The following is a 20,185-nucleotide window of genomic DNA, read 5'->3' on the forward strand; positions in this document are numbered from 1 at the left end:
CTTGGAAGCTAAACCCGCATGTTCCTGCATCCTGAGAAACGCCGGATTCTCAAGAGATAAGGATTAGCCATGGATAAAAAAGCACGTGCTGTAGCTGGCCTACGCATGCACTTCCAGAACGGTGAAGGATTTCCGGATCATTTAAAACGGAAGTGTCCCTTCACGAGAGGTATTGATCGAAACTCCACGTAGGTACTGGTGTGATTTCTTTGATAAGATGTGTTGTTCTCAAGGATCGAACCATGATTTCGCCAATCACTACAAAGGATCAAATACATGGACCAAAAAAAGATTGACGGAGAAGAATGGTTCCTACAAGATAACTCAAATTAGTTATCTCGCTATCCGAAAAATGACTTCCCCCCTTTTGAATTATCAGGGCGGTCTCGACTTCTTTTTACTGGGAAATAATATAAACCATGCTACCTTTTGACCATCTCAGGCTACGAGTATACCCAGATTCTTCAGCCCTCGGAGTCCTATTCAGGGCAACAACCAACAGATAGTTTCGGTTTCGTTATGAAGCATATTTGTTTAATATCTCCTTGAACTCAAGGATAATTGAAAAAAAACCAATACTCACAACTCGTAATCCCGGTGACTGATTCTTCCTCAGCCTCCCCACCACCTGCAGCTCAGTCTGTAGCTCTCCGCGGGCTGCTCGTCGCGCAATTTTTTGGAGCTTTTAATGATAATGCCTGGAAACTCATTGTCGCCCTCCTGGCTATTAAGCAAGTCGCCGCCTCGGTAGGTGCCTCTGGGCCGGATTTTGAAGCAGCCTCCCAGACGACCACCACACAAGCCTTTGTCATCTTTACCCTTCCCCTGATGGTGGTTTCGGCTTTTGCCGGAGTCTTTTCCGATCGGTTCAGTAAGCGAACCGTCATCGTCGTCATGAAAGCCGTAGAGGTCCTGTTGATGGGAGCCGGTACCGCTGCCCTTTTTTGGAATCCGCTGGGTGGAGTCCTCCCCCTCCTGGTACTAGCCGCCATGGGTGCCCAGAGCGCCATTTTTAGTCCTTCCAAATATGGAATTCTTCCTGAACTCCTGCCTCACCATCGTCTGTCATGGGGAAATGGTCAACTCGAGATGTGGACCTTCATCGCCATCATTGCAGGGACCGCATTGGCGGGTCCCCTGCTGGACCTTTCCGGCCAAACCCCATGGCTAACGGGATTAGTGCTTATGGTGTGCTCGGGAATAGGTTTATGGGCTTCATTGTTTATTCCCACAGTCCCACGGGCTCGCCTTGAGGGCGGAGTGCGAGAAACCTGGAAAGCCGCCATTGAAGCCCTTCGATTAGACCGAGTCTTGAAATTGGGCATCCTGGGGGCCATGGCATTTTGGACGTTGGCCAGTTTGGTTGGGCAAGATGTGTTGATCTACGCAAAAGCCGTCCTTCAATTATCTGATTCTCTTTCAGGGCTACCCCTGGCAGCCTTCGGAATCGGAGTTGGCATTGGCTCCCTGTTGGTCGGAAAACTCTCAGCGGCAAAAGTGGAATTAGGCTACCTTCCCTTGGGAGGCACCGGGATAACCGCCAGTCTTTTCGCCTTAGGGTTTGGGGAGCCACAATTAGGAGGAACCCTCATGGCCATGGGATGTCTCGGCCTCGCCAGCGGATTTGTGGTGGTCCCGCTCAACGCTCTCATTCAATGGCGATCCCCGGCTGATCGACGAGGGGCCGTGATTGCCTTTGCCAACACCCTGGTCTTTGGAGGAGTACTTTTGGGATCTCTGGGATCAGGATTCCTGTCAAAGATCGGACTAAGCGCCAGCAATATCTTTCTCGTATCAGGCATCGGGAGCGCGACTTTAACCATTTGGGCGCTTCGAGTTCTTCCCGAAATGTTTATCCGGTTGATGTTAGTCTTGTTCACCCACACCATTTATCGACTCACCATCACCGGGCGGGATCGTATTCCGCAAGAAGGCGGGGCACTTCTGGTGCCCAACCATGTCTCGTTCATTGACGGACTGCTCCTACTCGCCACCACCGATCGCCCTATTCGATTTCTCGTCGACCAACATTTTTATGACCATCGCGTGCTCCATCCCTTTGCCAAAATCATGGGGGTCATTCCAATTTCCTCGAACGGATCTCCCAGAAAAATTTTACATGCGTTACGGCAAGCAGGAGGGAGTCTCGATCGAGGCGAACTGGTCTGTATTTTTCCAGAAGGCCAAATTACCCGTACCGGCAACCTCTTACCCTTCCGGTCGGGATTCACCCGTATCGTGAAAGGCCGGGATGTCCCCATTGTTCCCATCAACCTTGACCGTGTCTGGGGGAGTATCTTCAGTTTCATCGGTGGACGATTTTTAGCAAAATGGCCGACCTGCTTCCCCTATCCCATCACGCTCTCTATCGGCGATCCCCTCCCCTCCACCACGTCTGCTGAAGAGGTGAGGCAAGCCGTTCAAGACTTAGGAGAAGCCGCATGGCGTTTACGAAAACCCAGCCGACGCCCTCTCCATCACAGTTTTGTATGGTCCATGCGCAAACACCCTTTTCGCCTCATGTTTGGAGATGCGACCACACCTCACGTGTCCTGCTTCAAGGCGCTGACAGGCGCTATCGCCTTGGCAAGAGCACTTAGATCTTGCTGGGAAGGACAACACACGGTTGGAATTCTACTGCCTCCGAGTGTGGGCGGCGCACTCGCCAATGTGGCTGCAACTCTTTCAGGAAAAACCACCGTCAATTTGAATTACACCCTTGGGGTACAAGGATTGGAGGTTGCCGCCAAACAAGCCGGTTTAATAACGGTTCTCACCAGCCGCATCTTCTTAAAAAAAGCCAAAGTCGAATTTCCGGCTTACCTCACTCCCATCTGGATCGAGGAGATTCGAAACACGATTGGGTTGCAAGCTCGGCTCACCGCGGCGTTGTTAGCGCTCTTCGCTCCAATCCGGATGTTGGAGCGTCACTGTGGAGCCACAATTCACCCTTCTATCGATGATATCGCCACCATTATTTTTAGTAGCGGGAGCACGGGAGAACCTAAAGGCGTCCTGCTGAGTCATTTCAACCTTGATTCAAACGTGGAAGGTATTGCCCAAGTCCTGCACCTGGATCACAAAGACCGACTTTTGGGGATTTTGCCGTTTTTTCATTCCTTCGGATATCTGACAACACTGTGGTTTCCACTCATTCATGGAGCCGGCGTGATCTACCATCCCTCTCCCTTGGATGCCGGGCCCATTGGAGACCTTATCCACCAGCATCGAATTACCATCCTCTTAACGACCCCGACTTTCCTGCAATTATATCTTCGCCGCTGCACCCCGGAACAATTCGGTTCCCTCCGGATCGTACTCACAGGCGCAGAAAAGTTACCCGACCGGCTTCTGATCGCATTCGAAAAACGATTTGGCATTCGTCCCATTGAAGGATATGGAGTCACAGAATGTTCGCCCGTGATTGCGGTCAATTGTCCAGATTTTCGAGCTTCGGGGTTTTTCCAATCTGCCACTCGGTGGGGAACGGTCGGACAGCCGCTTCCAGGCGTGTCTGTCAGAATTGTTGATCCTGATACTGAACAACCGTTGCCGATCGGCACCCCAGGTATGCTCTTAGTCAAAGGGCCAAACGTGATGGATGGGTATTTAGGCCGTGAAGATTTGACGGCAAAAGTGATACGACATGGATGGTACACTACCGGAGATATTGCCGCCCTGGATGAGGATGGGTTTATTACGATTACCGATCGCCTATCCCGATTTTCAAAAATCGGTGGCGAGATGATCCCTCATGGACGGGTTGAGAATGCGTTACTGGACGCGTCAGACGCCGAAACCATGGTTTTGGCTGTCACCGCCGTACCTGATGAACGGAAAGGGGAGCAGCTGGTCGTCTTACACACCCTCGAAGAATCGGCCATTCCGGAGATCTTGGAAAAGGTCTCGGCTAGTGGATTGCCCAATCTGTTCATCCCCAAACGGGACAATTTTATTAAAGTTGATCACATCCCCGTATTGGGAACGGGAAAATTGGACTTGCGTACCTTAAAACAACTGGCACTGGAAAAACTCTCAAATGCACAACTTCCTTAATACCAGTCAGTGAACGTGCTCCCCATTGGCTTCATCTTGGGTTAACTCATGGGCACAAAGTGGCAAAAAAATGACTGTCCAAAAAGTACCTGCCAAACAAACTCAAATTACAATAAAATAGGGTTCGCTGCGGCACAACCTAGAACGGGATCATTTGACCTTCGAATTCTCTATCAAATGCTTCTGTCTAATCTGAGGCAACAATCCGAAATCTCACATCATCAGCTACGTTATAGGCCGAGGCCTCGTCTCCCACAAATAAACTACAACGATAGAGTCCGGGTTTCCAGCCTTCTTCCGGTGAAATTTGAAACCGAAAGTATCCGGATTGATCATTCATGCTCATGATAACCCGATCCTGGACTAACGCGACCTGACTGGACAAAATCTCAGACTTTTCAAGAAAGCATTTGGCAGTTAAGGGGATTTCATCGTAGGAAGGTGTGACTAAGCCAAATACCACATATATTTCTGGTTGAGTAACGGGAAAAGTGTCTCCCGGGTCAATGGGAATAAATTCATGAGACCCCATAAGCAGATCATCACGCATCACCATCTCTGCGGGAATGGCGAATCGGAACCAACTGAAATCCGCGTCACGCCCCATTAGGGATGCTCGGGAATGAACCGGTTCCAAACCCTCTAGGCTTCTTGTTGGTCGTTCCTCAGTTTGAACCGGCGGCGTATCGGGGATAACAGGATCAGGGCTGACTGGGCTGGGAACGACTGTGGACTTTGGGGTACTGGGAAGATGCGTCCGAATGTTCTCCAACCATTGTGCCACCTTTTGCATATCGAGAACCGGTGCCCCGGCAACGATTGGAGCATCATCGGTACTTTCCTGGCTCTCCTCAGACGCAACTCTTGGTGCAGAGCCTAACTCTTCAAGTAATTCAAAATGCATCAACGCTTCAGGCCATCGTTCCAATTCCACCAGGCACTGACCAATACGAAAAATAGAGTCCAAATACACCTCATTGGACGCACCCTGATCAATCCCCTTTTGGAGAAAGTCGATGGCTTCCTGATAGCGATTCAATTCCATTAAAGTCTGACCGAGTTCATAAGCGGCTCGATGATCGGAAGGTTTGAGGGTGAGAACTTCTCGAAATACCGGCTCGGCTTCTTCATACCTGCCGGCCGTAAAGAGTTTCCAGGCCTTATTACGGATCAACCCCCATTGCTTAAGATCTGCCCCAGTGCCCTCCGGGGTAAAAATGGGTTGATAACGGCGCCCTCTCTCCTTTGTGGCCCCATACACTACCATTAACAAATTGCGAGCAGCAGCTTCGACCGGAGAGCCTTTTGGGACATTTTGCAATACCCCTTCCACTTCTTTTCTGGCCCCTTCATAATCCAAGACATCAAAAAGCGCGCGGCCTAAAGACAATCGCCATCCCGGCATATCCGGAGCCAGGAGGACCGCTTGGCGATATGATTCAAGTGACTCCTCTAAACGATCAAGTTTCCGGAGTTCTTGTGCTAGACGCAGATGAATCAGAGGGTTATGAGATGATCGCTTGGCGATACCCCTTAGCTCGGTAATGGCCAAATCTCCCTCTCCTATCCGAATCAATACACTCCATTTTGCCCAACGGACTCCCAACGATTCGTGCTCACGTTCAAGTATGGCATCATAGACCTCTAAGGCTTCCTGGTTCCGACGGATTGTCGTCAGAATGTTTCCTCGAAGTTTTTGGATAATTGTTTTGTTGGGAAAATGGGGAATTTCCTGGTCAAGGATATCTAAGGCTTGGCTAGCGGATCCTTTCATCCACGCGGCCCTTGCTTGGTTGATCACCTCCTCTTCCGACTTCATTCCCTCCGCATAGGCAAACACCGAGGTCCCGGCAAAAAGAATCAGAAGAAGCACCGACCCATAAATGGCTCCTGTATTCTGTGGAGGTCGAGCCGATAAACTAGATGTATGGATTAACAACTTCATAGATGGGTTAAGTAGCGTGATGACAGTATGATGATTATACCTCACCGCAAAAATTGGTGAAAAAACGGGATCCAATACCAGGAAGAAACCCAATCATTCTTTGGCATAATCCACTCCACCATGCAGATACAGTCTCTCCGGCTCAGCTCAACACCAAGGAAATCCCGTAACCAAAAAATTATTGTAGATGAGGAATAACGCGCTGTCGAGCGCTAATGGAAGGGAATGGCTGAGGACAACCCGATTCCCGGGTTGTCCTGAAAAGAGTTGACTGAAATTACCATAAGGAAGATTTTGCTCTTGATCGATTCTGCGATTCCGTTGACGGGCATTTGGCCCTAACGTTCGGTTGTGTAAGACCATAATCCTGGAACGCCTCATTACGTTTGTTCGCCATTGCAGATGAAATTCCTAGATATACCCTTCTGGCAGATTCGGACAATTGCGGGTCGAACGGTGCCCCTCGAAACGCTGCTTCGGCCGCCTTCCGTTCATCATAAGTCAATGGTCGATTTTGTTTTTTCATAACTCCTCCGTATTCATAGTTATATAAATTACAATCATTAATGTACTAAAGGGCGCGGCTCTTTTTCGGCTTGAATCCGTTTTCCACAATTCAAGCAAGCAAAATACAAAAGACTTAATCCAACCTCTAAATCCACGGCGCGTTCTAGCACCATTGATCCCTGACATTTTTCACAGATTTTCATAATGTCCCTCAAATAATAAGTGTTCCTGTTCTCAGCCTCGGTTAAGCAAACCATGTGCCTCTCTTCCGAACTCACCAGACAACCACCATTTACATAAAAACTAAACGAACAGGGATGATTGAGGTGTTGGAACACCACGATAGTCTGGATCGACAAAATCCTGGTGTTAAATCCGTTGACAGTTGGCTCTAGCCGACCTTGGGCAGTAGGGTGAGATCATGTGCTTTGAGAGCAGGTTAATTTGAGTTGCATGGCGACAAGTCGGTTAGGAAAACTGACAGGAGTCACGACACTCAAATTAGATAAAGGGTCGAAATATTTTCTCTAGCTTGAGAGCCTGAATTTCAGAGGAAGGTAAGGAGAAATGCTAACGAGTTAGATTCTGACCGAAAAAGAAATGGCAACCATGTAGGCTCTATGCTTCCAAATTAGATTACCGCCACTCGTTGTGAAAGAAGAAAAAAGCCGAATCTCTTGGACCTATAACTTTAGAAGCCTGTCCGATAGGATATTGGCTGGAGCCGGCGAGTGGGATTGAACCACCGACCTGCTGATTACGAATCAGCTGCTCTACCACTGAGCTACGCCGGCTCACATTGGAAAGAATCAAATCGCGAAAGACAGAACGCTCTGGAGCACTACCTTGGTAGGTCTTATTTGTGGTCGTTTATACCTTTCGTCGCTTAGTAACGTCAACTTCCAAAGATTCTGGCTCTTTTCGAAAAATGGAGGATTTTGGCCGAGCAATCGTAGGTTCCGCCCATTTATCCTCACCTCACTCTCTCCATTGACAAGGCCGCAGGTATATTTTAGTTTCTTGGGTTGACGTTGTCTCAAGGTCCATATGAGGGTGGAAGTGGGTGATCGAGTAAAACACATAATTAGGGGAATCGGGCTCTTGATCGGTTTGGCAGGTACCCCCCTACTGGCACAGGCTGACTTTCTGGTTAAGACTGTCGTGTTATCCAAGGAAGTGAAAAAGAGAACCCCACAGGGAATTTTCCTGCCTCCGGCCTATTGTGAAAAAGATAAAAACGGGCAAGCGGCCATTCCAATGGTTCAAACCTCAAAAACCTCTCACGTGATATTTTGGACCAAAATCGAAGCAACCTCAACAGGAAAAATTCGTCACAGTTGGCATCACAAAACCGACGGAACATGGACAAAAATTTCAGAAGTGGATATCCCGATTCAGCCTTCTCCAGGCTATCGCATGTGGAGCAGGAAAGCACTACATCCGGATTTACATATCGGCGAATGGATGATCGTGGTTGCCCCTTCCAAAGAACCGGATCGAATCCTTTGTATCGCACGATTTACGGTGAAATAAACCTATAGGGCTTCTTTAATCATGGGATTCACATTTACATGAACCAGAACTAAGGGGTTATTTGCTCTGATCAGGCGGATTAATCCATTCTCATGTCGCACCATACGCTTCACTTATTCTTATAGTCATCCCTACATACGGTCTATGCCTTCTTCCGTTGCATTTGCCAATCTAATCCGGTTGTTCAATCAAACAGGGACTCTACTTTTACTGTTCCCCACGCTTTGGTCCCTGTTTCTTGCTTCCGGGGGTTGGCCCAGCCTTAAACTCCTTATGATTTTTATTTTGGGATCATTCCTCATGCGAAGTGCGGGAGTGATTATGAATGACCTGGCAGACCGGTCATTCGACCGGGAGGTCCAACGGACACGGCATCGCCCCCTCGCATCCGGCCAATTAACCTCTTCCCAGGCAGTAGCATTTCTGGCTGTTTTGCTGGGGCTAGCAGCCATCTTGTTATTGTTCTTGAATCCCCTGACGCTTGCTTTGAGTCCTGTGGCATTGCTGCTTGCTGGGGGATACCCCTTCTGCAAACGTTTCATCCATGTCCCCCAATTTGTTTTGGGGTTAGCATTTGGGTGGGGTGGCGTCTTGGCGTGGGCCGCTGTTCGCAACGAATTGGATCTTTCGGCCTGGGTTCTTTTAGCCGCAACGGTTTGTTGGGCGATGGTCTACGATACGATTTACGCCATACAGGATAAAGATGATGACCAAAGAATTGGAGTCAAATCCACCGCCATTCTCTTTGGATCCTTCACCTGGCTTGGGGTGGGAATTGCCGCTTTGTGTATGCTGGGGTGCCTGGCCTTGGTCGCCAGAATCAATCATCTGGGAGTTGAATATTCTTTCACCTTAGTGGGAGTAGCTGTCATATTGGGCTATCAAGTCCTTCTTCTCCGCTCAAAGATTTCAGGGGATACAGCCTTGTCTTTATTCAAACAACATATCTGGATTGGAGTTCTTATTTTAGGAGGAATTTTGATGGGGCTTTGATAGGAACACTTGGGAAGTATTACAAATCGACCCCTTGCTTTAATTTTTATTAGCCAAACACCTCCCTCAACTCTTAGGCACTTCTTCTTTTTCTAATATTCCACCTGCCCTGGTCATCAAGAGCATTTCCCGATGCTTTTGATCTTACGGCCATCGGCGTTTAGCGGTTCCTGGCGGAAACTAAAATCATAGAAGAGCGCCTAGTCAGGCTAAGGTTTAGCCTAAAAAAGACACTTCTCAAGAAGAGAAAGGGCCATTGGGAGATTATTCTGACGTGGAACTCTGATTTTCAGGCTTTGGGGCCTGGAGCGTCCCGAGATAATAGGTGAGAGCCTTTGCATCTGGCTCTGAAATCCCCAAATTTGGCATTCTGGTATGTTTTTTCATGGCTTGGGGATATAGAATCCATCGATAGACCCATGTAGGATTGAGGCGAAAGCCTGCTCGATCCAATGCAGGGCCAACCACCCCGCCTTCATCGTTGAGACTATGACATCCCTGGCATCCATATTTATCATTATATAACTGCTTTCCCAGTTTAGCTTGAGCCGCGCGGTCTTCTTCAACAATGGAAAGATCAGGTCGTGCAACTTGTGGCTTTTTCGGTCGTTTTAAAAAATTATCAAAGGCGGCTTTTGCCGTTTCATATTTTTCATTGGCGGCAAGAAACACTTCTTCTTCAGGAATTGTCACTTCTTTGGGTTCATAACTTTCAAGCTGCTCATCAGTCAACGTTTCTTCATAGGCTGCTTGTGCGGCCTCTGCCTTTTCGGTGGCTGCCTCATAGGCCGCCTTTGTGGTTTCCATCTCTTGCTGGGCCACCTGCAATGCCTCTTCTAATTCCTTCTTTCTTGTTTCCAAATCATAGGTCAGCGACATTCCATGAAGGGTTCGAACGTATCCCACAATTGACCAGATTTCTTCCTCCGACAGCGTATACTTAAAGGTCGGCATGGTTGGTACTGCAAAATAGTTCTCATCATCAATGACTTTTTGATCCGTGGTATCTTTCATGTCCCGATAAACGGTATGGAAAATCTCCTCATCACTGAAAGTGGACATTTCGGCATTGGATGCGAGATTTTTAGGTCGGGGGTCCGACATGCGCTCCCAATTGAATCCTTCTCCCTGTTGTCCGGTCTCCCCATGGCAATGACTACAATAGTGGTTATAGAGCTTTCGACCCTTCGCCGTCCTTTCATCCTCAAAAAGCGCACAGCCAGAAAATAGCGTAAAGGTTATTCCGAGTACGGCCAACCCGATGACTCTCATATCGCGACCGCCTCCCGCTACCCGCTTCATACTGATTGCCCCTTTCTCAGTTTTCTGACTATCACCAATTCAAAGGCCGCTGCGAGGGCTAACCCCAAAATAACCCAACCAAAAATGGAATTATCTGCACTCGGTTCTGCCCGAACATACCACCAAGTGGAGACGGCTTTCTGGCCCCCCTTTTCCTTTACCAGACCATCCACAACCGCCCCATCCCAAAAGGCAAATGCTACATTACGCCATTCGCCTTCCTCTACTTGGACATCCTGAGCATCCTCGGTTTTCAATAAACGGGAAAAAACCACTTTCCAAATACCATTTTGCCAAACACCTTTTGCTTGAACATCCTGGTGGGGTTGGGTTTCCAAGGTCTTAAACCCTTTTGCGCTCATATCAACTGCCTTGCCACTTTCATTTTTCCAAAACCAAATATTTACCGGTCCCCCTTCAACCTGCAACATTTCTTGACCATGCGCGAAATGAGCCATTTTATCACCCACCATAAATTCAAGTGCTGCGGCATCGCCGGCATCTTCAGTAGGATCTGCATATTCCACGAGAATGGCCAACTCTTGGCCATTATGAACCCCTTTGACCTTGACCGACTTCACCGTCACCTCCTGGATTCTAGGAGGCCAATGCACCTGGGGCGCCAGGTTGAATTCAGAACTAGGCACCGAATCCCATTGTGAAGAATTTGGGTCTTCTGACGGCAAGCTGCCTTCTAATTGATATAATCGAACCGAGACACTACCTGGCTCATCTGAAGCAGGAGGCTCATTGGCAAAGGCTGACGAAAATCCCAGGACCCCGAACAGCCCAATAATGGATAGTGTCCTGAGGCTTCCTAGTCCGTTCAACATGTCATATTCTCCACTCATTCATCCACAACATAAATGGCTTGAGTCTATTCTTCTTCTTCTTCCCAAGTCCGAGGGGATTGGTGTGCCCCATCATATTCACCCATAATAATTTTCCAAATAAACTCTTCTGGCAATTCCTCTTCCCATCTGGGCATAGCCGATTTCCAAGGCATGCCTTCTACGGGTAAACCCACTCCGCCTTTTTTAATTCTCCAGAACAAATACGCCTCTTGTAATTGCGCAATAGTTCCTGGATCACTAAAGTTGGCAGGAGGAGGATTAAAGCCAGGGGCGGCTGGACCCTTTCCATCATAATTTGCTCCGTGACAGGGTGAGCAGTAGGCGGCATACAGGCCTTTGCCCATCATAATATTCTCAGGGGTTTTGGGATAAGGGTTTGATAAGCCGACAAATTCGCCTGGCGGGGCCGGATGAATGGTCCGGTTTTCGGCAGGTGGAAGGTCGCTAGGGACCAAACGACTGTACGTTTGCCATCCCACCAAAAGGGGGAACATAACCAACACCGCCAACCGGGCCATCTGCCCTGCTCCCGTCTGTCCTTTCCCCGATAAAAATCTGAAGATTGGCCCCATCATGGCCTCCAAGGAAGGCGCACTCATGGTTCCATAGATCATAATTCCACTCAGAACAAGAGCCAAATATAGGTAAATTAAACTGGCTGGAAGAGGTGCCGTCACTAATGGAAGAAGGAATTTCAAAAATATGAACATTCCAGCAAGAATGATAGCTCCACTAATAATTGGGCCTTTCATGATATTCTCCTCATTGCGGCTATTCCGTTATCGATCCGCCAAATTCTGCAATTGGGGTTTAAGTGTAGAGGAGACCGAAGCCACCTTTAAAGAATTGGCTGTTTCCTGCACAGATTCCATTATATCTTCAACTTTGATACTGATGGGCTCCCCACTCATTTTTTGGAGAAACGCAATGACCGAATAAATTTCCTGTTTGCTTAAGCCGATGGGATCCTGGTCGATATGGGGCATCTGAGCAGGATATTCTTTTGGAATACCACCATGTCTGTAGTCCAAATAAATATAGGCTTGAGGCTGGGTTAGACTTTCATAGATAAATTCAGCGGACAGTTTTGCTCCAATGCCATTTAAATCAGGGCATCTGGACGATTCGCTTGGTCCAATGGAATGGCACAATGCACATTGTCCCTTACTAAAAAATATTTTTTGCCCAATGGAAGCCAAGTCATCTGGACTTTGAACGCTGGCAAGATCGAAGGTTTCCACCGCCGGAGGCAAAGACGCCATTTGGGGAACACTCAAGGCAATTAAGCTAAAGACTCCCAACACCATTGCGACAAAACCAAGCACCCGAAGGAACATGCCCTTAATAAACAACAGGATGAGAATACCCACCCCAATGACACACATGCCGATTATCTGCAATAGCGCGACTTCACTCATGTTTCCTCACCCATGCTTTTCAAAGATGTATGGCTCTTGAGTCTTTCTCTTACTCCATTCCTATTCGAGTTTTTCCCCTGAACTCGGTGCACCACCAGCCATTGCCGGGGCGGTGTGGCCAGGAATTCCCATAGTAGATCCCTTTGGTGGCTGGGCTTTGGCCTTATCTCCCAAGGTCGCCACCCAAAAAATAAACGCAACGATCAGGCAAAACACAAATGTATTAAGGGACATAAATGCCGCGGCATACCCCAACGCAGGTGAATAAGCATAATCCGAGGTGTCCCTCATGACGCCATAAATGTGCCAGTGCACCCGAGATGATGAACGTGCATATCCCATTAGTGACATGAGCAAAATCACCATCACCGCATTTAGGACCAAGCTATATCCTGCTCGAATGGGCATTTTTCCCCATACCATTTCCGTTGTCGTTTTAGCACTTTTCATTAACAAAGCGGTTAATGGGGTGAACGTAACCATGATGAACAGCACAATTAGCACCTGGGCAACCGAGAAATAATTAATCCGGATAATGGCTGGGACGAAATATCCCCATACCCCAAGAACCACAACGGCGATACCTGCGATAACCAGTAAACCTCCCATAATAGCTTTGGCAGCTTTGGCCCATCCTGCGGTTTCTTGTTTTCCCGCCCGCCAATACATAATGAAACTCATAAACGTTACGAGTATCATGATATTGGACACGGTCATTTTTGCGGACATCACCCCGAACACCCCGAGTAAAGGATGGTGGGTACCACCCATTTTTTGTGCTTCCGCCAAGCTTGCCACCAAGGAATGCGGAGTCATCCACACACCGAGGCACAATAACAGGACGATCAACATCCCCATAACCGGTTTTTTATATTGGTTTTCAGAACCTGGAATGCGGTGGGTAATTCCCAACCAAAAATAATAGTTGGCTCCGAGGAAGAGCACTCCAATGAGCATAGCCTGAAGGATAAACAGCCATGCCAAGAAACCACCCATAAGGGTAATCCCCATTTGTTGGTTATATTGGTAGACCTCCCGCATAAGCCAATAGCCCGCAAATGGGAGGGGTAACATACCAAACACACCAATAAAATTCCCGACATACCCCATCCAATCGTAGTGCTCCCGCTCTTCACGTGATACTGCGAGTAAATAGCGGACACCCGCATACGCTCCGACTATAAATCCACCCAACACTACGTTGGCGATCAATCTATGGATATTGACAGGCCACCAGGTTGGGTTTTGCATAGCCATCCAAGCCCTAGCCCAAGCATCGCCCTCCCCCACCACCACCGGACTAGCCTGAAAGGTTGCCCATGAGTTGGGGACGATCATGATTCCGAGGGCAAAAAGATTTAAAAGAAAACCTAAAAAAAGATGGAAAGTCTTTTTATTTCCCTGCATATAATCCCAGCCATACCAATACATATACAGGGTAGCCGTTTCCAATAAGAAGAGCAGACAATAGACAAGAAAGGAAGGGAAAAACATATCGGTCAGGTAGGCCATCAACTTTGGATAGAGTCCGATCAGAAGAAACAGAAGGATCCCGCCGAAGAGGGCTGTGGTGGCATAGGCTGACGTTAGGAGCTTTGTAAACTCTTTGGCGAGCTTGTCATACCGTTGTTCTTTGGTTTTCCATCCAACCAACTCGCATATCCAGGCAAAAATCGGAACACCTAATACGAACCCAGCCAGCAACAAATGTTGTTGGGCGACAACCCATACCAGGTTACGACTACCGATTCCAGGGACATCCCGATATTCCACCGACATGGCCTGAATCTCAGCACCTCCAGCCGCCATAGCCAAAGCCGGGAGAAAGAGAAGTGCCAAAAAACTTCCAAATTTAAGCAATCCAGGCATTCTATTCATTCCTTGCACAACGGTTGCGTGTCGTAATTGGCTGGCCGATGTCATTCTGGCCCCCCTTCGATCGTTCATTATTTTGTTCAAGGCTACTCACCAGAACCTCCAAACCTTTTCTATGGCTTTCCTTCATCCTCTACTGGAGGTTGCTTTTCAGCCTTATTTTCCGGTTTGGCTTTAGGTGAAAGGTCGCCAGCTTCTAAAGACGTTTTAGTATCTCCAGACTTTTCCTCCTGAAGCTTACTCACCACAAGTTCCGCGTTGGCCAGAACTTGCTCCGTTTCCTTCAATACCTTTTGTGGCTCAACTTTGACCACTCCTTTTTTTTCAAAAGTATAAACATACTCTTCATGTGGGTGTGGCGTCGTAGAAGGCAGGAGAACCCAGAAAAGAAACACTAGAACGATCCCCGCTCCAGTAAATGCCGTTAGGAGCAGAGGTTGATCCGATGGAATACGTAAGCTGTCCCAGAAATTAGCCTGGTCCACTGCTGACCCTTTTACCGGTGTCGCATTTTTTACAAATGGTTGAGCGAGCCACCCTAGGCCATACAGCCACCCCAATAAACAAAGAATAAGTACAATAGACGACACACTCCCCCACATCACCAGCTCAAGACTTATCTGTTCAGCGACGGGAATGACGAATATATTTTCTTTAATAGATTCAACAATACTGGAAACCACCGACTGAGCGGTTTCCGTCACCGTGGACACCACGATCATGATGAGTGGTAATGCCAAAGCACTAAAGGCTACCCATCGAATCCAAAGATGAAGACCAAAGCCTGGTTTCGGATTAACCTTTAACCTGTCAATAAATACGGTTCTCGCACATAGACCAAGAGCCCAAATATCCACGGGTATGGAGACAAGTAACAATAGAAAAAGTCCACTCCCCTCCCATGGATGCATATGTGCCGCAAGCAACAACAAGGCGATCACCATCTTTATTGGAAATCCGGTCCAGAATGTAGGCCAAAAAACTAAAAGCCCTAACTTCGTATTTGACATATGTTCCCAGAGATTAGTCTAAAAAGTGCCGGTTTATAATGGCTGACACAGTAAACACCAGAATAAAAACCATAATCACCGTCCAACCAATCAGAGCCATTGGCCGCTTAAAAATATTTCGCTCTGAACTTGTATCCAAAAAAGGCAGGGCCGCTAAAAACGCCATAAATGCCCCTGGTATGGCCATAGCTCCAAGGAATTGGCCAAACTCCCCGCCAAAAATTTTCAAACGAAGCAACTGAAACAAGAACAAGAAATACCACTCTGGCTCAGGATGATAATCCCCAGGATCTGGAGTCGCTTGTTCCAGCAACACGACTGGCTCAATGAAAGCAAGCGAGCAAATGATTAAAAAAACAGTGGCCATGGCCACAATATCTTTCCAGATTTGACGGGGAAAAAAGTAATCCGTTTTGGCCTTAATCTCCTCTGGTGTGCCCCTAAACGGACCTGCTGGTCCAGCCTTTCTAAAAAGAAAAATATGAAGGCCAGCCAGCCCCGCTAAGGCAGCCGGCAAGACCATGACATGAATAACAAAAAATCGGCTTAGGGTCATTTGTCCTGGGGTGGGACCACCTTTAAGAAAACGAGCCAAAAAATCCCCTACGATTGGAGTTTTATCCATGATTTCTACGCCAACCACTGTTGCCCAGTATGCGCGTTGATCCCATGGAAGGAGATAACCTGTAAAACCAAAACCCATCACAATGCCAAATAAAGCCAAACCGACTAACCAGACCAACTCTCTGGGCTTTTTATAGGCACCCCATAAAAATACTTGGGACATATGCGCGAAGACCATCACTACCATGGCAGAAGATCCCCAAAAATGGTAGCTCAGAAGAAACCACCCATAGTCCACTTCATGAATGATATATTGTGTACTCGCGTAAGCGTGATCGGTACTGGGGACATAATAAAACATCAATAGTATCCCCGTGACGACTTGAAGAATAAAGATAAATAGCAATACAGAGCCAAAAGCATAGGCCCAGCGAGAGCCGCCAGGAATTGGCTCATTCAGCATTTTGGCCTGAATATTTTTCAGGCCCACCCGCTCATCAACAAATTCAACAACCTTTTCGAATGCGTTTTGTTGACTTGCGACTTGACTGTCTTCCTTCATGCGCCTTTCACCATTCCATCCTAGGCTTTTACAGAAGCCGAATTTGGTTATTAACCCCGGCTTTATATTCAACATCAATGATCTTCACTTCTCCACCGGCATCAACTTTCAGAGGAAGCACATCGAGCGGTCTCGGTGCCGGCCCTTCGATAACTTTTCCAGCTTCATCATAAATACTCAGATGACAAGGGCACAAAAACACCCCATCTGGAAAGTTTTTCGTTTTTCTCCATTTATACCCACAACCCAGATGGGGACATTTCCCAGAGTAGCCGATATAGGGAGAGTTTGCTTTGTTGACCCAGATGACATCCCCCTTATCATCATAAAACTTTCTATCATTTCCCTCGTATACGGCTTGTTGTACGGCCGGAGTCGCCTTGACCACCCAAATATTTTTCTCAATCTGTTGCTCTGGCATAAAGGCTTCTTTAAATCCCCTGGTAAATTTAAATTGGAAGCCAATATTTTCTTTATTTACCTTCTTTACATTGCCCACGGAAAACCAGGCATTATCGTAGGGTTTGAACATGGGCTTCATGAGATACTTCAACACAGGATACACCAAGGGCAAGGCTATTAAGGTCCCAATCGCATGTGTCATATTGGTAAAAAATGTGCGCCTGGGAACCCCTTGCTCCAATCGCGGAAGAGGGACCAAAATCTCCCCGGGCTCAACATGCAAATGATCCTCCAAATGCGCAATTTCAACTTCCTTAATCGTGACGTACTGATCTCGCTCCAGTACTGGAAATTGACCGAATTCTTCGGGTGAACACCGAAGGACAATTTCCTCCTCGCTCACTACTTCATGGATTTGGTCAATCGGAATCTGGCGTTGCGCCCCGTGCCCATTCAATTCTTGAACGATAATATGGCTGATTTCGTGGGAAAGTGGATCAACAATAACCTTAGAAATCTTCCCGACTTCCTTGTTCGCACACAATGCTTTTGCTGTCAATTTTGGTTGCATAGCCAGGGAAAAACCTCAGATGTTGTTTAATTCATTTTTATTGGCTTCGGAGTTTTAACTGACTCGTCTTTTAACGAAGCAAGAAAGGCAACAAGCGCATCAATTTCTTGTGGGAACATGAGATCTTTATACTTATCAGGCATTTTCCCTTTTTCGAAATCCTTATCGAATCCTTCTGCTTTCCAACTCTTGGGATCAATAATCTTTTCTTTCAACTGTTCAACAGTCATAAGATTACCGATATTATCCATCTCAGGCCCACGTTTTTTCCCACCTTGTCCATACAGCTTATGGCAGTTGTAACATTCCTGTAGTTCCCATTGTTCTTTTCCAAGAGATACAAGATCGCCGGAAGCTGCTCCACCCCCGCCTGCACCAGTCGCCACCGCCACCTCAACTTTAGCATCAGCACCTAAGGAACTCAGTTGCTTCGAAATAGCCTTAGCCCGTTCATCCAATTCTTTTGCCCTGGCTATTAATTCATCGGCCTTCCCTTGCTCTGTTTGGGCCCGGCGAAGCTTCAAGACTTTTTCAATTTTCCCCTTTTCATCCTCCGGGTCAAACTGTGGCAGAATCGACGCTCCGGCAATATAGAGACCAGAGAGCAGGAGGTAAAATACCACCAACGCCCCAACCGCCTTCACGCCTTCCAACCGTTTCATCGCTGGAGCATCTAAAAGAATGAACACCAAAGCCCCTAGTATCGCGTAAAGAAAAAACATGATCTGAAAGACTGGTGGGAAATGGGTGTATTTAGCGCCCACCACCAACAACACCCCAATAATGACCCCCAAGGTGGTCTTCTTCATGACACTCTTGGCAAAACTTTGGTTAGCCATTTGTTTCCTCTTTTTTCAACCTACTCATTTAGCTTCAACCGGCACTGACGATGCCAATGATGTAGCCGGCTTCGGACTTCCCGCTCTCAGCGTGACAAGGATGGCAAAACTCACGACAGCGTAAAACACAATAGTAACTCCCGTTATCCACCATGCCGAGTAGGCTAAGGTCGGCGTAAACGCTTCAGGAGTAAAATCGGGAACGAGGTTATAGACATGGTAATATTTTCGAGTTAGCGAGCGTACCGCGCCCATGAGGCCCATCGTCCAGATGGCGCTAAAGGCCAGGAATATGAGGACGAACTGGGATGCGAAATCAATTTTTCCCCAGACGATCGTCCCACGTTTAATGGCGCGGTTATAAAGCAGATAATTGACCACAGTCAGGAATACGAGAGTAAAGGCTGCAGCATTCTTCGCCGGCATGAGCGCTAATTCACTCGCCCACGAAGGCAACTCGTTTTCCTCGGTGGCCAAGCCTTGTGTAGCCACAAAACCATGAGGAGTCATCCAAATCGCATCAGCCACCACAATCATCAAAAAGCCGACTTTAATCATGGTGAATGCCGACACCGTGAAATTTTTGAGACCAGGAACTTTTCCAAGAATTATAGGAAGGACGACTATTATCACTAAGACAATTAATGATTGCCATTCAGGCGGAGGGAACATTTTCCATGTAAATCCCATGATGGCTGGCAGGAGCAGCACTACCACCGCCACAAATCCTGATATCCGTACCTGTTCAACACCCTGTATTCGCTTTAGACTTAGCCATATATAATAGTTACTGGCCAGGAAGATGAGTCCGACCATGGCACCTTGCATTTCAAAGAACATCGACAGCTGATCAGCCATCATGTAGGGACAAATCGAGGCATCATAGTCACAGAGCTCATAGGCCAGGAGATAGCCCATGAACGGAAGAAGCAAGAGCGCCCCTACCCCGATCATGTTACCCACAAATCCCATCCAGTCGTAATAGGCCCTCTCCTCATCTGTTTTTGACCCCATAAACATATAAGCCGCAATTAGCCCGGCAATAAATCCCCCAAACGTCACATTTCCCACCAGGCGATGAAGGTTCAGGGGCATCCAGCTAAAATTCGCCATTTTGTCCCAGAGGCTGGCCGTTTGAATAAACTCTACCAGGGACAAATCTCCTGCCGCTTTAGCCGGAGTATTCATGAAAGCCGTTGGACCGTCAATGACAAAGAGTGTCACGGTTCCAACAATATTCAGAAGTATCCCCAGAGCAATGTGTCGCCCTTTCTTCGCTCCCTTCATGGAATCCCATGAATAAAAGTAGGTATACAAAACAATGGTTTCAAGAATAAACAGCAGAGGATAGATAACCGCAAACACAAGGAAAAAATGCTTAATCAACCATGTCGAAAAGTCAGGGTACGTCCCGAGCAGAACAAAAATAAACAATCCTCCGGTCAAGGCAGTCATGCTATATAAGATGACCGTCACCTTAATAACTTCCTTGGCCAGACGGTCATACTTGGGATCGTTATTCTTATATCCAAGCCATTCGGCCACCACTGCAAATATCGGAGCGCCTAAAATAAACGCCGCAAATAAGATGTGAAGTTGAGCGACGACCCACACGGCCGTTCGATTTCCCGAATAGGGAAAATCCACAAGGGGAGCGTCAGGTACCTGTCCAAAGGCAGTAGCCCCACCACACAGGCCCAACGCTAGAATTATCCATAGACTTCGATTCAGTGTTTTCAAGGGTCCCCGCCCTC

General features: G+C 47.6%; 14 protein-coding genes and 1 tRNA gene. 3 read left to right on the forward strand and 12 right to left on the reverse strand.

Annotated features, from left to right (window positions below):
• The first annotated feature begins 561 nt into the window (after nt 1–561).
• Nucleotides 562–4,056: an acyl-[ACP]--phospholipid O-acyltransferase gene (locus LX98_RS17195; RefSeq protein WP_496430026.1), complete on the forward strand. Its 3,495-nt coding sequence runs from the start codon at nt 562–564 to the stop codon at nt 4,054–4,056.
• Nucleotides 4,057–4,243: 187 nt separating this feature from the next.
• Here the strand turns inward: LX98_RS17195 and LX98_RS17200 are convergent, their stop codons facing one another.
• Both LX98_RS17200 and LX98_RS17205 read right to left on the reverse strand, forming a co-directional pair.
• Nucleotides 4,244–5,929, reverse strand: coding sequence for a tetratricopeptide repeat protein (locus LX98_RS17200; protein WP_496430027.1), 1,686 nt, complete (start codon nt 5,927–5,929; stop codon nt 4,244–4,246).
• Between the two features lie 1,298 nt (nt 5,930–7,227).
• Nucleotides 7,228–7,302 (reverse strand) — tRNA-Thr (locus LX98_RS17205).
• 265 nt (nt 7,303–7,567) lie between these two features.
• On the opposite strand from LX98_RS17205, the gene LX98_RS17210 reads away from it, so the two are divergent.
• Nucleotides 7,568–8,041 carry a DUF2914 domain-containing protein gene (locus LX98_RS17210; RefSeq protein ID WP_496430028.1) on the forward strand — a complete coding sequence of 158 codons (474 nt, stop codon included), beginning with the start codon at nt 7,568–7,570 and terminating at the stop codon, nt 8,039–8,041.
• Between the two features lie 144 nt (nt 8,042–8,185).
• Nucleotides 8,186–9,034: a 4-hydroxybenzoate octaprenyltransferase gene (ubiA, locus tag LX98_RS17215; protein ID WP_496430029.1), complete on the forward strand. Its 849-nt coding sequence runs from the start codon at nt 8,186–8,188 to the stop codon at nt 9,032–9,034.
• Between the two features lie 264 nt (nt 9,035–9,298).
• Here the strand turns inward: ubiA and LX98_RS17220 are convergent, their stop codons facing one another.
• From LX98_RS17220 to LX98_RS17265, 10 genes are all read right to left on the reverse strand, one after another.
• On the reverse strand, nt 9,299–10,336 hold the full coding sequence (locus LX98_RS17220; protein ID WP_496430030.1) for a c-type cytochrome: 1,038 nt from the start codon (nt 10,334–10,336) through the stop codon (nt 9,299–9,301).
• On the reverse strand, nt 10,333–11,169 hold the full coding sequence (locus LX98_RS17225; protein WP_496430031.1) for an ethylbenzene dehydrogenase-related protein: 837 nt from the start codon (nt 11,167–11,169) through the stop codon (nt 10,333–10,335). Before LX98_RS17225 ends, LX98_RS17220 begins: the two co-directional genes overlap by 4 nt.
• A 44-nt stretch (nt 11,170–11,213) precedes the next feature.
• A complete protein-coding gene (locus LX98_RS17230) occupies nt 11,214–11,942 on the reverse strand; it encodes a c-type cytochrome (RefSeq protein ID WP_312743831.1) in 729 nt (242 codons plus the stop codon).
• A gap of 27 nt (nt 11,943–11,969) precedes the next feature.
• Nucleotides 11,970–12,608 (reverse strand): c-type cytochrome, encoded by a 639-nt coding sequence (locus LX98_RS17235; protein ID WP_496430032.1) that lies wholly within the window; start codon nt 12,606–12,608, stop codon nt 11,970–11,972.
• A gap of 60 nt (nt 12,609–12,668) precedes the next feature.
• Nucleotides 12,669–14,477, reverse strand: coding sequence for a cytochrome ubiquinol oxidase subunit I (locus tag LX98_RS17240; protein ID WP_496430033.1), 1,809 nt, complete (start codon nt 14,475–14,477; stop codon nt 12,669–12,671).
• Between the two features lie 119 nt (nt 14,478–14,596).
• Nucleotides 14,597–15,427: a hypothetical protein gene (locus LX98_RS17245; protein WP_496430034.1), complete on the reverse strand. Its 831-nt coding sequence runs from the start codon at nt 15,425–15,427 to the stop codon at nt 14,597–14,599.
• A 79-nt stretch (nt 15,428–15,506) separates the two neighbouring features.
• Complete coding sequence (locus LX98_RS17250; RefSeq protein WP_496430035.1) at nt 15,507–16,619, reverse strand: cytochrome b N-terminal domain-containing protein; 1,113 nt, start codon at nt 16,617–16,619, stop codon at nt 15,507–15,509.
• Nucleotides 16,620–16,647: 28 nt separating this feature from the next.
• The gene (locus LX98_RS17255) at nt 16,648–17,592 is read right to left on the reverse strand and encodes a Rieske 2Fe-2S domain-containing protein (protein WP_496430036.1); all 945 of its coding nucleotides are present in this window, start codon (nt 17,590–17,592) and stop codon (nt 16,648–16,650) included.
• A gap of 26 nt (nt 17,593–17,618) precedes the next feature.
• Nucleotides 17,619–18,431: a c-type cytochrome gene (locus LX98_RS17260; protein WP_496430037.1), complete on the reverse strand. Its 813-nt coding sequence runs from the start codon at nt 18,429–18,431 to the stop codon at nt 17,619–17,621.
• Between the two features lie 24 nt (nt 18,432–18,455).
• Nucleotides 18,456–20,171, reverse strand: coding sequence for a cytochrome ubiquinol oxidase subunit I (locus tag LX98_RS17265; protein WP_496430038.1), 1,716 nt, complete (start codon nt 20,169–20,171; stop codon nt 18,456–18,458).
• Between the last annotated feature and the right edge of the window lie 14 nt (nt 20,172–20,185).

The organism is Nitrospira marina, assembly GCF_059568365.1.